10 protein-coding genes are annotated in these 13,562 nt (G+C 62.2%); 4 read left to right on the top strand and 6 right to left on the bottom strand.

Going from position 1 to position 13,562, the window contains the following annotated elements; all coding sequences use genetic code 11:
* The first annotated feature begins 29 nt into the window (after window positions 1-29).
* The 3 genes from ACU5AY_RS18090 (at window position 30) to ACU5AY_RS18080 (ending at window position 2,304) form a co-directional block, all read left to right on the top strand.
* The gene (locus ACU5AY_RS18090) at window positions 30-608 is read left to right on the top strand and encodes an NADPH-dependent FMN reductase (RefSeq protein WP_446827238.1); all 579 of its coding nucleotides are present in this window, start codon (window positions 30-32) and stop codon (window positions 606-608) included.
* Between the two features lie 191 nt (window positions 609-799).
* Window positions 800-1,576 carry a pyrroline-5-carboxylate reductase gene (locus ACU5AY_RS18085; RefSeq protein WP_446827237.1) on the top strand — a complete coding sequence of 259 codons (777 nt, stop codon included), beginning with the start codon at window positions 800-802 and terminating at the stop codon, window positions 1,574-1,576.
* 89 nt (window positions 1,577-1,665) lie between these two features.
* The gene (locus tag ACU5AY_RS18080; protein WP_446827236.1) at window positions 1,666-2,304 is read left to right on the top strand and encodes a LysE family translocator; all 639 of its coding nucleotides are present in this window, start codon (window positions 1,666-1,668) and stop codon (window positions 2,302-2,304) included.
* Here ACU5AY_RS18080 and ispG read toward each other — a convergent pair whose 3' ends face one another.
* The 5 genes from ispG to ACU5AY_RS18055 form a co-directional block, all read right to left on the bottom strand.
* Window positions 2,305-3,558, bottom strand: coding sequence for a flavodoxin-dependent (E)-4-hydroxy-3-methylbut-2-enyl-diphosphate synthase (ispG, locus tag ACU5AY_RS18075; protein WP_446822441.1), 1,254 nt, complete (start codon window positions 3,556-3,558; stop codon window positions 2,305-2,307). It abuts the gene before it with no gap.
* 73 nt (window positions 3,559-3,631) lie between these two features.
* Complete coding sequence (locus ACU5AY_RS18070) at window positions 3,632-4,807, bottom strand: MFS transporter (protein ID WP_446827235.1); 1,176 nt, start codon at window positions 4,805-4,807, stop codon at window positions 3,632-3,634.
* A 3-nt stretch (window positions 4,808-4,810) separates the two neighbouring features.
* Window positions 4,811-5,605, bottom strand: coding sequence for a DeoR/GlpR family DNA-binding transcription regulator (locus ACU5AY_RS18065; RefSeq protein WP_446827234.1), 795 nt, complete (start codon window positions 5,603-5,605; stop codon window positions 4,811-4,813).
* Window positions 5,606-5,767: 162 nt separating this feature from the next.
* Window positions 5,768-9,229 carry a pyruvate carboxylase gene (gene pyc / locus ACU5AY_RS18060; protein ID WP_446827233.1) on the bottom strand — a complete coding sequence of 1,154 codons (3,462 nt, stop codon included), beginning with the start codon at window positions 9,227-9,229 and terminating at the stop codon, window positions 5,768-5,770.
* Between the two features lie 124 nt (window positions 9,230-9,353).
* On the bottom strand, window positions 9,354-10,094 hold the full coding sequence (locus ACU5AY_RS18055; RefSeq protein WP_446822437.1) for a helix-turn-helix transcriptional regulator: 741 nt from the start codon (window positions 10,092-10,094) through the stop codon (window positions 9,354-9,356).
* A 297-nt stretch (window positions 10,095-10,391) separates the two neighbouring features.
* Here ACU5AY_RS18055 and ACU5AY_RS18050 point away from each other — a divergent pair, with 297 nt between their 5' ends.
* Window positions 10,392-12,164 carry a glucan ABC transporter ATP-binding protein/ permease gene (locus tag ACU5AY_RS18050; RefSeq protein WP_446822436.1) on the top strand — a complete coding sequence of 591 codons (1,773 nt, stop codon included), beginning with the start codon at window positions 10,392-10,394 and terminating at the stop codon, window positions 12,162-12,164.
* A 125-nt stretch (window positions 12,165-12,289) separates the two neighbouring features.
* On the opposite strand, the gene ACU5AY_RS18045 is transcribed toward ACU5AY_RS18050, so the two are convergent.
* Window positions 12,290-13,498, bottom strand: a complete 1,209-nt coding sequence (locus tag ACU5AY_RS18045; RefSeq protein WP_446827232.1) for an OpgC family protein — start codon at window positions 13,496-13,498, stop codon at window positions 12,290-12,292.
* Window positions 13,499-13,562: the final 64 nt, after the last annotated feature.

The raw sequence follows: 13,562 nt of genomic DNA, 5'->3' as shown, positions 1-13,562 counted from the left end.
CTCATTATCACAGCAACGGGAAAGAATGCATGCAGGAAGAGAGACTACGAATCGCGGTGCTCTACGGCAGCACACGGGAAGGCCGGCTCTGCGACCGCATCGTCCGCTGGGCAGTGGGCGAGATCGAACGGCAGGACCGCTTCACGGTCGACATCATCGATCCGCTGGAGATGACGCTTCCGGCGCGTCACGGAGGCCATAGCGAGGGGCTCTTCGATCTCTGGCTCCGGCTCGATGAAGCCGATGTCTTCCTCATCGTGACGCCGGAATACAACCACTCCTTCACCGCGCCGCTGAAGCAACTGATCGACAGCGGGAAGGATCAATGGCGGGCTAAGCCGGTCGCCTTTGTCTCCTACGGCGGCATTTCCGGAGGCTTGCGCGCGGTCGAACAGCTCCGCCTTGTCTTCGCCGAACTGCATGCGGTGACGATCCGCGACGTCGTCAGCTTCGCAAATCCCTGGGGCCGCTTCAATCAGTCCGGACATCTGTCGGATGGCGCCGGCGAGAGAGCCAAAATGGCCCACCTGCTCGCGCATCTAGACTGGTGGGGATCGGTGCTGCGCGACGCCCGTGCCAAGGCACCCTACGAAGAGATCGCCGCCTGAAGGTTCCCTTCCCCTATCCGAATTGCCGCCTGCCCCCCGTGACATTCTAGCGAGGTGCAGACCCCGAGGCGGCAAGTCCGCTCCCGCCTTTCTCCCCTTGAAAGGCGGGAGCAATTTGCGACGGAGGTGGCATTTTCATACCGTTCTTCCTATGGTCGCCGACGAATGAAATACAGACGAACGGGCGGATAATGACCATCGGAGTTGTCGGAACGGGCGCAATAGCAGCGGCCATCGTCGAAGGACTGAGCACGAACGAAAAGACCGCGCCGGAAATTCTCCTGTCACCCCGCAACGCAGAGATCGCCGCGTCACTCGCAGCCCGCTTTGCCAATGTCTCCGTTGCAGCCTCGAACCAGGCCGTGCTCGACGGCTCCGAGATGGTGCTGATCGCAGTGCGTCCGCAGGTCGCCGTGGACGTGCTCAAAGACCTGACATTCCGTGCCAATCATCATGTCGTCAGCCTCATGGCGATCATCGGGCTCGATGAGGTGAAGGCGATGGTCTCGCCCGCCGAGAGGGTGACGCGCGTCATCCCTCTGCCCTCGACGGCGCAGCGCATGGGCCCGACGCCCGTCTATCCGCCCGACGCCGATGTGGCCGCGCTGTTCAACATTCTTGGCGTCGCTATAGAGGTGAAAAACGCCGCCGAATTCGACGCGCTGACGGCCGCGACCGCCAGCATGGCCTCCGTCTTCACCTTCGCCGAAACCATTGCGCAGTGGCTGGCCGGCCAAGGCATTCCCTATTCAGAGGCGCGCCGCTTCGTCGCCACCATGATGCGCGGTCTCACCAATACGGCCATGCTGAACGCGGAAGCGAGCTTCGCTGAACTGGCCGACGAACACACGACGGCGGGCGGGATCAACGAACAGGTCCTCAAGCACCTGAAAGAGAACGGCGCCTTCGACCAGCTCGCGGAAGGACTGGACGCGGTGCTGAAGCGCTTCAAGGACGCTGCCGGCTGATCGACCCAAATTGCAGCGGTGACAAGAGTCGGCTTGCCTGCGCGTCGGGGTCGCAGCAACAATCGGCTACCCCTGCCGATGAGGACCCCATGGACCTGCCGACTATCCTGCCGCATCTCGCGGTCGCCTGGAGCGTTTACTTCCTTGCCGTCATCAGCCCCGGCCCGGCGACGCTCGCCATCGCCGGAACGGCCATGGCCAATGGCCGCAGCCGCGGCATGGCGCTCGCAACGGGCGTCATCACCGGTTCCTTCATCTGGGCGATACTGGCGGCACTCGGCCTATCGGCCCTGCTCACCCAATTCGCCTACGCGCTGACAGGATTGAAGATTGCCGGGGGATGCTACCTGTTGTGGCTCGGCTGGAAGAACCTTCGCTCGGCCGTCAAGGCGGACTACGGGTCCGTCGCAAGGATGAGCCATGAAGACCTGCCCCTGAAGGTCTTCTATCTGCGGGGTCTCGGCATCCACCTGACCAATCCGAAGGCCATCTTCGTCTGGATGTCGCTGGTCTCGCTCGGCCTGCCGGCGCACGCACCGTCCGAGGTGGTCTATATCTTCATCGGTGGCGCGATGGTGATGGGCTTCATATCCTTCAACATGCTCGCCGTGCTGTTCTCCACGGAACCCATGGTCCGTGGCTATGCGAAGGCGCGCCGCGTCATCGAAGGGGCTATGGGATTGTTCTTCGGCCTGGCGGGATTGAAGCTTCTGACCAGCCGGATCTAACTATTCCGCCGCCTGCGAGCCGGAGCCAAAGCGCTTCTCGATATAGTCGATCACCATCGCCTCGAAATCCTCGGCGATCTTCGGACCGCGCAGCGTCATCGCCTTCTTGCCGTCGATGAACACCGGTGCCGCAGGGCTTTCGCCCGTGCCGGGGAGCGATATGCCGATATCGGCGTGCTTGGATTCGCCCGGACCGTTGACGATGCAGCCCATCACCGCGACGTTCAGCGCCTCGACGCCCGGATATTTCTCGCGCCAGACCGGCATGTTCTTGCGGATGTCGCTCTGGATGCGCTGTGCCAATTCCTGGAAGACGGTCGAGGTCGTACGGCCGCAGCCGGGACAAGCCGCGACAACAGGCACGAACTGGCGGAAACCCATGACCTGCAGGATTTCCTGCGCCACCTGCACCTCGCGGGTGCGGTCGCCATTCGGCTCCGGCGTCAGCGAGACGCGGATCGTATCGCCGATACCCTGCTGCAGGACGTAGCCCATGGCGGCCGACGAGGCGACGATGCCCTTCGATCCCATGCCCGCTTCGGTAAGCCCGAGATGCAACGCATGGTCGGAGCGTTCGGCCAGCATGGAATAGACGGCGATCAAATCCTGGACCTGCGACACCTTGGCGGAGAGAATGATGCGGTTGCGCGGCAGGCCGATCTCTTCCGCGAGCTCGGCCGACAGCAGCGCCGACTGGACGATGGATTCACGTGTAACATCGCGCGCCGACAGCGGAAAACCGTTCTTCTGGTTTTCGTCCATCAGCCGGGTCAGGAGTTCCTGGTCGAGCGAGCCCCAGTTGACTCCGATGCGCACCGGCTTGTCGTAGCGGATCGCCATCTCGACGATGTCGGCGAACTGCTTGTCCTTCTTGTCCTTGAAACCGACATTGCCGGGATTGATGCGGTATTTCGCCAGCGCTTCGGCGCAGGCCGGATGGTCGGCGAGCAGCTTGTGGCCGATATAGTGGAAGTCGCCGACAAGCGGCACGTCGAGGCCCAGCCGTTCCAGGCGCTCGCGGATCTTCGGCACGGCAGCGGCACTTTCGTCGCGGTCGACGGTGATGCGGACGATCTCCGAGCCGGCCTTGTAAAGCGCCGCCACCTGCGCGACGGTGCCATCCACGTCCGCCGTATCGGTGTTGGTCATCGACTGCACGACGACCGGTGCGCCGCCGCCGACGATCACGCCGCCGACATCGACGGCGACCGAGGCACGGCGCGGTTTCGGATCAAAGTCGCGGATCGAGGACATGGTTCGGGCTTCCCGGAAAGCTGGAGACTATGCCATTCAGGTGGATCATGCCCCCGTCATTGTCAACACCCGTTCACGCTGCGTCGGCATGGCTCGCCAGCCTGGAGAGCCCAAGAACCACCATGATCAGGATGCTCAGGCCCGCATAGAGCGGCGCAAAGCCGGTATGCTCTGCGATGAAGCCGATGATCGACGGCGCGAACAGCAGGCCGGAATAGCCGAGGAAGGTGGCGACCGAGATGCCGACGCCTGGCGGCAGGCCGGGCAGGTTGCCGGCAGCCGAGAAGGCGATCGGCACCATGTTGGATATGCCGATGCCGCAGACGGTGAAGCCGAGGATCGCAACCGTCGCGTTCGGCGCAAATCCGGCGATCAGCAGGCCCGTCATCGCGGCAAGCGCGCAGATCCGCAACGTCATGACGGCACCGAAACGGTCCCGCACGAAATCGCCGGCAAAGCGCATGGCAGCCATGGTGAGCGAGAAGCCTGCAAAGGCGAAGCCGGAATGGGTGAGCGTCGTCCCGAGTTCGTTGCGCAGGTAAAGCGCGCCCCAGTCGAGCACCGAGCCTTCGGGAATCATCGAGAACAGCGCCATGATGCCGATCAGCCAGGGAAGCGGCGTCAGCGGCAGGCTGACCTTCAGCTTCTCATCCTCGGGATGCGGTGCATCGGTCTCGATCTCCGCCCATGCCACGAGAAGCAGCATCGTCGCCAAGGCGGTCAGGACGAGCGTATGCCCGACGACACCGAGGTGAACGATGAGATAGCCACCCGTCGCGGCGCCGATCAGGCCGCCGAGGCTCCAGAAGCCGTGGCAGGACGACATGATCGCCCGTCCCATGCTTTTCTCGACGACAACGGCATTGGCGTTCATCGCCACGTCCATCGCCCCTATCATGCCGCCGAAATAGAAGAGCGCGGCAGCGGCCAGCCACCAGTTCGGGGCGAATGTCAGCATCAGCATGCCCGGCAGCAGCAGGAGCGCTGTGACGCGCGAGACCAGGCGCGAACCGCGATGGGCAATCGCAGCGCCCGCAAACGGCATCAGCACCAGCGAGCCGATGCCGAAGGCCATGATCATCAGGCCCATCTCACCGCTAGTCAGACCCAGACGATCGATGAATTCCGGAATTTTCGGCGCCCAGTTGCCGATCATGTAGCCGTTGATGAGGAACAGCAGGCTGACGGCAATACGCTGCTTGGGCATGAAGGGCGCGCGAACCGGCAGCCCGGGAGACATCTGGTTCATGGATCAGACCTTTTCAGGCAGAAAGGCGGGAGACGGCTGCAGCACCTTGATGCCGAGCCCGTGGCAATGGGTCAGGAATTGTGGATCGGCATCGCCTTCGAAAGCCGCGATGCCGCATGCCGCCAGCGGAGCGACGGCGAAGGGGGCCGCGGTGCCGAGCTTTTCGGACGTCACTGCTGCCATGACGGACCGGCTTTGCTCGACGACATGGCGCTTGAGGATCGAATCTTCGTAGCCGAAGCTGGTGACGCCGGCGTCCCGGTCTATGCCGCAAGCACCTAGGATGCAGAGATCGGGCCGCAGGCGCTTGACCTCGCTCACCGCCTCCGCCCCCACGGCTGCTCCGGTTTCCCGATCGATTGCGCCGCCGATCATGATGACGTTGACGCCTTCATGCTCCATCAGCGTCGCTGCGATGATCGGTGCGTTCGTGGCGGCGGTGATCTTCAGTGTCGGCGGCAAAGCCTTCGCGATGGCGAGATTGGTGCTGCCGACGTCGAAGAAGACGAACATGCCGTCCTGGATTTCGCCGACCGCGACCGCGGCCAGCGCGGCCTTGCGCTCCGGATCGAGCCGGGTGCGCACCGAAAGACCGCCGGGAAACGGCGCCGGCGGCAGAGCGCCGCCATAAACGCGTTCGCAAAGACCGGCTGCCGCCATGTCCCTCAGGTCACGGCGGATCGTGTCTTCGGACACCCCGAATTCTTCGGCGAGGTCGGCGGCGATCACCTTGCCGGAGGCGGCAAGACGCTCCTGGATCAGCGCGTGGCGTTGTTTGAGAAAGAGATCGGGCTTCATGGATTTCGGCTCAAATCGGTAAAAACATGCATAAACGTGCATAATGCATCACAGCGTTGCGGGCAAGATGCTATTTCTGCAACCGATCCGTCGGACGAATGCCTCTGAAGGAAAAAGGGCGACCCAAAGGCCGCCCTTGCTGTTCCTCAATGTCTCGAAGCGTCAGCTTGCGTAGACGATCAACAGATCCTTCGCGTCGATCTGGTCGCCCGCCTTGACCAGAACCTCGGCAATGACGCCGTCCTTTTCCGCGTGAAGCGCGGTTTCCATCTTCATCGCCTCGATGGAGAGAAGAACGTCGCCCTGCTTGACCTCCTGACCGGTCGCAACGGCAACCGTGGAAATCACGCCCGGCATCGGTGCGCCGACATGGGCGGCATTGCCGACATCGACCTTGCGGCGAACAGCGCCGCCGGCCGCGCCGTGCGCCCGGTCCGGAACCTTGATGCGACGCGGCTGGCCGTTCAGTTCGAAGAAGACGGTGACCATCCCCTTCTCGTCCGTATGGCCGATTGCCTGGTTGAGCACGACCAGCGTCTTGCCCTTTTCGATATCGATCAGGACCTCGTCGCCGACCGGCAGGCCGTAGAAATAGTTTGGCGTCGGCAGCGTGGAGACGGGACCATAGGTCTCGTGCGCCATGGCGTAATCGGTGAAGACCTTCGGGTACATGAGATACGAGGCGAACTCGAAGTCGTTGACCTCGCGTTCGATCTTCTCCTCGATCGTCTTGCGCTCGGCGGCAAGGTCAGCGTCGGGCAGCAGCGAGCCCGGGCGCACGACATAGGGCTCATCTCCCTTCAGCACCTTCTTCTGAAGGGCTTCCGGCCAGCCGCCGGGCGGCTGCCCGAGGTCGCCCTTGAGCATGGAAACCACCGATTCCGGGAAGGATACATCCTTCGCCGGGTTTTCCACGTCGGCAACCGCCAGATCCTGACTGACCATCATCAGGGCCATGTCGCCGACGACCTTGGAGGACGGCGTCACCTTGACGATGTCGCCGAACATGCGGTTGGCGTCGGCATAGGCCTGCGCGACCTCGTGCCAGCGGGTCTCGAGACCGAGCGAACGGGCCTGTTCCTTGAGGTTGGTGAACTGGCCGCCGGGCATTTCGTGCAGATAGACTTCCGATGCCGGTCCCTTGAGATCGCTTTCAAATGCTGCGTACTGGTTGCGCACGGCTTCCCAGTAGAAGGAGATGCGGCGGATCCATTCCGGATTGAGGCCCGGATCGCGCTCCGTCCCCTTCAGCGCTTCGACGACCGAACCGAGGCAGGGCTGCGAGGTGTTGCCGGAGAAGGCATCCATGGCGCTGTCGACCGCGTCCACACCCGCATCGACGGCGGCGAGCACGGTCGCGGCCGAAATGCCGGACGTGTCATGCGTGTGGAAATGGATCGGCAGGCTGGTTGCTTCTCTCAACGCCTTGAACAGGATCGTCGCGGCAGCGGGCTTCAGGAGACCCGCCATGTCCTTGACCGCGATGATATGCGCACCGGCCTTTTCCAGCTCGCTGGCAAGGGCGGTATAATATTTCAGGTCGTATTTCGGGCGAGCCGAGTTCAGGAGGTCGCCGGTATAGCAGATCGCCGCCTCGCAGAGCTTGTTCTCCTCGGCGACAGCATCCATCGACACCCGCATGTTTTCGACCCAGTTGAGGCAGTCGAAGACGCGGAAAAGATCGATGCCGCCCTTCGCCGCCTGGCGGACGAAGTATTTGACGACATTGTCCGGGTAGTTCTTGTAGCCCACACCGTTGGCGCCGCGCAGCAGCATCTGCAGAAGCAGGTTCGGCGCCGCCTCGCGGACCATCGAAAGCCGCTCCCACGGATCTTCCGTCAGGAAGCGCATGGAGACGTCGAACGTCGCACCGCCCCAGCATTCCAGCGACAGAAGCTGCGGCAGGGCGCGGGCATAAGTGCCGGCGATCGTCGCGATGTCATGCGTGCGCATGCGGGTGGCGAGCAGCGACTGATGCCCGTCACGCATGGTCGTATCCGTCATCAGGACGCGCTTTTCGTTGCGCATCCAGTCGGCAAAGCCCTTCGGCCCAAGCGTGTCGAGCAGCTGCTTGGTGCCGTCCGGAATGGCGCCGTTGATATAGGGAATGACAGGCTTTGCAGCATCCGGGTTCGGCTCGGCGCGACCCTTCGTTTCCGGATGGCCATTGACGGTCACGTCGGCGAGATAAGTCAGGATCTTGGTGGCGCGGTCCTGGCGCTTGACCTGCTGGAAGAGCTCCGGCGTCGTGTCGATGAAGCGCGTCGTGTATTTGTTGGCGCGGAAATCCGGATGGCTGATGATTGCTTCGAGGAAGGTCAGGTTCGTCGCCACGCCGCGGATACGGAACTCGCGAAGCGCACGGTCCATACGCTGGGTGGCTTCCAGCGGCGTCGGCGCCCACGCGGTCACCTTTTCGAGAAGCGGATCGTAGAACCGGGTGATGACCGCGCCCGAATAGGCCGTGCCGCCGTCGAGACGAATGCCGAAGCCGGTCGCGCCGCGATAGGCGGTGATCCGGCCGTAGTCCGGAATGAAGTTCTGCTCCGGATCTTCCGTGGTGATGCGGCACTGCAGCGCGTGGCCGTTCAGCCAGATGTTTTCCTGCGCCGGCACGCCCGATTCCGGCGTGCCGATCTCGGCGCCGTCGAGGATGTGGATCTGCGCCTTGACGATATCGATGCCGGTGACGACTTCGGTGACCGTGTGCTCGACCTGGATGCGCGGATTGACTTCAATGAAATAGAATTTGCCCGTGTCGGCATCCATCAGGAACTCGACGGTGCCGGCACCGATATAGTTCGTCGCCTCGCCGATGCGGATCGCATAGCTGGCGAGTTCCTGGCGCTGTTCTTCATTGAGATACGGCGCGGGAGCCCGCTCCACGACCTTCTGGTTGCGCCGCTGGATGGAGCAGTCGCGCTCGAACAGGTGGACGACATTGCCGTGCATGTCGCCGAGGATCTGGCTTTCCACATGGCGCGCCCGCTCGACGAGTTTTTCGAGATAGACCTCGTCCTTGCCGAAGGCGGCCTTCGCCTCGCGCTTGGCTTCCATCACCTCGCGGGCGAGATCCTCTTTCTTGCGAATGGCGCGCATGCCGCGCCCGCCACCGCCCCAGGAGGCCTTCAGCATCACCGGATAGCCGATCTCCTCGGCCATTCTCTCGACCTCGGCCATGTCGTCCGGCAGCGGCTCCGTGGCCGGCACGACCGGAACCCCGACGCTGATCGCCAGGTTGCGGGCGGCAACCTTGTTGCCGAGCTGGCGCATGGTTTCGGCCTTCGGACCGATGAAGGTGATGCCGGCGGCATCACAGGCGTCCACGAATTCCGGGCTTTCCGAGAGCAGGCCGTATCCGGGGTGGATGGCGTCGGCACCGGACTGCTTGGCGACGCGGATCACCTCCTCGATCGACAGATAGCTCTCGATCGGGCCCAGATCACGCTCGAGGTGCGGGCCGCGGCCGACCTGGTAGCTTTCGTCCGCCTTGAAGCGATGCAGCGCCAGCTTGTCTTCTTCCGCCCAGATGGCGACCGTTTTTATGTCCAGTTCATTGGCCGCGCGAAAAACGCGGATGGCGATTTCAGATCGGTTGGCAACAAGAATCTTCTGAATGGACAAGACAGTCTCCTCAATTCGCCACGTGCACTTATGCTGCACTGCGAAGAAGAGTCTTAACGGCTTGTCGCAATAAGTTCAATTTCCTTGGCGACAGTGGAAGAAAATTTCGTATCGCAGCCTGCGATCAGCCGATCAGCCCCATGCGAAGCGCCGTCGCGACGACATGCTGGCGGTTCTTTGCCCTCAGCTTGTCCTGGATTCCGTTCATGTACCAGTCGACCGTATGACTGGAGATTTCGAGGATCTGGCCCATTTCGTTGGAGGTCAGGCCATCGGCGAGATAGTTGAGAACCTCGAGCTCCCGCTTGGTCAGCTGCGTGTCGACATTGGCGAGAAGCTCCAGCTCGCCCGACTTGTTGGTGATGTCCATCAGCCGCCAGAAGGCGCGATCGGCAAAGGCGGAGAAGAGCGACAGCTCCATCGGCCTGAGCTCGATCAGCACGCCGCTGACGGACATGTTGCCGAGCAACCCGGTCCGGCCGTGCACGGGGAACACGTAGCCATCCTCAAGCCTGAACTTCTTGGCCTCCGCCATCATGCGCTCCATACGCTTGCGATGCGGGTCGGTGCGAAAAATGGAGAGAGCGTGGCGCCAGCGGAACGGCCGATGTGCGACCTGCAGATAACGGATCGTCGGATCGCTCAGGATGAATTTCTTGGCGGTGTAGACCTCCGGCCAGCCCTCCGGCCAGCGCCCGCAAAGAACAAGGCTGCTTATGTCCTCGACGGGCTTGGGCTGCCGCAAAACACCGTAATATTCGAAGCCGAAGAGCGTGATGACGCGTTCCAGCTGCTGGACGACACGCTCATAGCTGTCGTAGTCGTCCGCACGCTCCAGAAACTCGAGTAGGGCGTCAATCTTCACATCGCCCCCCGATCAACGAGACCGCGTCGCGCTTGTACAGGGGAGGGGCAAAGATCACACATAATCGGCATGATACATTCGCTCCCGGATGAAAAAGTGATTTGCGGCTATTCCGCAGGCGTTATGACGGAACATTTATATGGTTTCTTGCTTTTTATCCGGATATTTCACGTCAGAACGAAAATTGCCTTTTTTCGGATGCAAACGGCCAACCGTTGTCTCACAATATCTCCACGGCCTTCGGCAAGGACTACGAATCCGTGAAGACGTGAACAAATTTAAACAAGAGATTGTATCGTGTCACTAGCCCACGTTTATTTTCAGGCGCTTCGCTACCTCGCAACTTACCGTTTGCGTGTATGGATCATCGTCGTCGCCAACATCGTCCTGGCTGTCATCACCATCGCCGAACCCATCCTTTTCGGCAAGATCATTGATGCGATCTCAGACAAGACGGATGTGACCCCGATCCTCATTGCCTGGGCGGGTTTCGGCATCTTCAACACGATCGCCTACGTTCTCGTCGCGCGCGAGGCCGACAGGCTGGCTCACGAGCGCCGGGCGCACCTGCTGACGGAAGCCTTCGAGCGGATCATTTCCATGCCGCTGTCCTGGCATCACCAGCGCGGCACCTCCAATGCGCTGCACACACTGCTGCGCGCATGCGAGACACTGTTCGGCCTCTGGCTGGAGTTCATGCGCACGCATCTGGCCACCGCCGTCTCGCTCACCCTCCTCGTCCCGACCGCATTGGCGATGGACGTGCGCATGACCGCCGTCCTCATCGTCCTCAGCGTCCTCTATCTCCTGATCGGCCGAGCCGTGATCGCGCGCACCAAGGAAGGCCAGCAGGCGGTCGAAGGGCACTATCATTCCGTGTTCGCACATGTGAGCGACAGCATTTCCAACGTCTCGGTCCTGCATTCCTACAACCGTATCGAGGCCGAGACGCGGGCACTGAAGAACTATACGCGCAACCTCCTCGATGCGCAGATCCCGGTGCTCGACTGGTGGGCGATCGCCAGCGCCCTGAACCGCATGGCCTCCACCATCTCGATGATGATCATCCTGATCATCGGCACGATTCTCGTCCAGCGCGGCGAACTGAAGGTCGGCGAGATCATCGCCTTCACCGGCTTTGCGAACCTTTTGATCGGCAAGCTGGACCAGATGCGCGGCTACGCAACGCAGATCTTCGAATCCCGCGCCAAGCTCGAGGATTTCTTCGAGCTGGAGAAGGAAGCGGCCATCCGGCAGAGCGATCCGCCGGACGCGATCGACCTCGGCAAGGTCAAGGGCGATGTCGAGTTCCGCAACGTCTCCTTTGATTTCGCCAACACGACGCAGGGCGTGCGCAACATGTCCTTCGCCGTCAAGGCGGGCCAGACCGTCGCCATCGTCGGTCCGACCGGCGCCGGCAAGACGACGCTCATGAACCTCCTGCAGCGGGTCTACGATCCGCAGGACGGCAAGATCCTCATCGACGGCATGGATATCTCGACCGCCACCCGAAAGTCGCTGCGCGCCAACATCGCCGCCGTGTTCCAGGATGCCGGTCTGCTCAACCGCTCGATCCGCGATAACATCCAGATCGGCAAGGAAGCCGCCACGCCGGAGGAAATCGCCCAGGCCGCAGAAGCTGCAGCCGCCGTCGAGTTCATCGAAGGCCGGCAGGATGGTTACGAGACGCATGCCGGCGAGCGCGGCAACCGCCTGTCCGGCGGCGAGCGCCAGCGCATCGCCATTGCCCGCGCCATCCTGAAGAACGCTCCGATCCTCGTGCTCGACGAAGCGACAAGCGCGCTCGATGTCGAAACGGAAGGCCGCGTCAAGGCGGCGATCGACAGGCTGCGGAAGGACCGCACGACCTTCATCATCGCCCACCGCCTGTCGACGGTGCGTGAGGCCGACCTCGTCCTCTTCATCGATCATGGTCAGATCGTCGAAATGGGCGGCTACCAGGAACTGGCGGAGAAGAGCGGACGGTTCGCCTCCCTGCTGAAAGCGAGCGGCATTACCGAAACGCCTGCCCTGGAAGCGCGCGGCCCTGACGGGACCGAGGCGGCCTGAACGAGCGCGGCCGTTCCCATTCAGCTTGGAGACCATCACGAAGGCCAATGAAAAAGGGGGCGTCTCGCCCCCTTCTGCTTTGAGCACCCGGATCCTGTCCGGGCAGATGCGTTTCATTCCGTTGCTTATTTCAACGCCTGTATCGGCGTCGCCGGCAGCATCGGCTTGGTCCGCTGCGGCTTCTTTACGCCCTGCTTCTTCTTCTGGTCGCGATCGTCCAGCCAGTAGGCGATGCCGAACTGGATGACGATCCCGAGCAGCACAAGCGAGATCCCCATGGCCGCACTGTCGCCCATGCCGGCCATCAGCACCTGGGCAATCATCGCCAGGATGGTGCCCGACACGAAGATACCGAGAGAATGACGGCCGAGCACCGAAAGCGGATTGTTGACCGGACGGCGGGCGGCGGCCGAAAGGAACGGCACCTTGACGACCAGGTAGGCCAGCGCCAGCACATGCAGAAGGCGCGGCAGCGACAGATAGGTCTTCTCGAAGCCACCCAGCACCTTCGGCAGCAGGCCGAGCGTGATGTCCAGGTTCCACCAGGACAGGGTCACCCAGAAGGCCGACAGAATCACATAGCCTGCTGCGGCGAGGAACAGGACCGGGTTCCAGTAGATCGTGCCGCCTCGCTGCACATGGCGCATCGACACGATTCCGATCACGAACAACAGCTGCCAGGAGAGCGGATTGAAGAACCAGACGCCGTCCATCAGCATGTTGGCTGGCGCGATCTCATAGAGACCCGCAATGAACCACAGGGCGATGGAAAGCGTGACGAGCAACCGCGGGCTCTTCGATTCGAGCCACAGGATCGCCGGCACCATGAGAAGCAGGGCGGCATAGAGCGGCAGGATATTGTTGTAGCCGAACTGGTGGCCGAGCAGGAAGATGGCAAGCATGCCCTTCGCCGGTTCGGCAAGTGCAGGCGCGATGGCGATCTTCTCCAGCATGTCCGGCTGATGGAACCACCAGGCGCCCAGGGCGAAGACGGCAAGGGTGGTAAACGTGCAGGCAATGTGCGCGCCGTAGAGGACAAGGGCACGACGAACGGCCTTGATCGACATAGAAAGGCGGTTGCCGACACCGTATTTGCGGCCGTAGGCGAGGCCGATAGCGATTCCCGAAATCAGCACGAATGCTTCGGATGCGTCGGAGAAGCCGAAGTTCTTCGATGTCCAGTGCTCGAACATCTGTCCGGGCACGTGATTGATGAAGATCGTGATCAGCGCCAGAGCCCTGATCACGTCAAGCCGGGTATCTCGTTGGGCGGGCTTCGCCGCCGGAGCGCCTGCCCCGCCGGGCAGCGCTCTCGTGTTAGCGTATGACAGCATCAATTCACCCTGCGGAGAGACCTTATGCCGCTCCGTTCCAAACTTTTTCGTTTCTATGGCCTAA

The sequence above is a fragment of the Rhizobium sp. PAMB 3174 genome (assembly GCF_052908375.1).
Note: the sequence above shows the minus strand (reverse complement) of the source record. Positions and strands in the feature narration are given on the sequence as shown.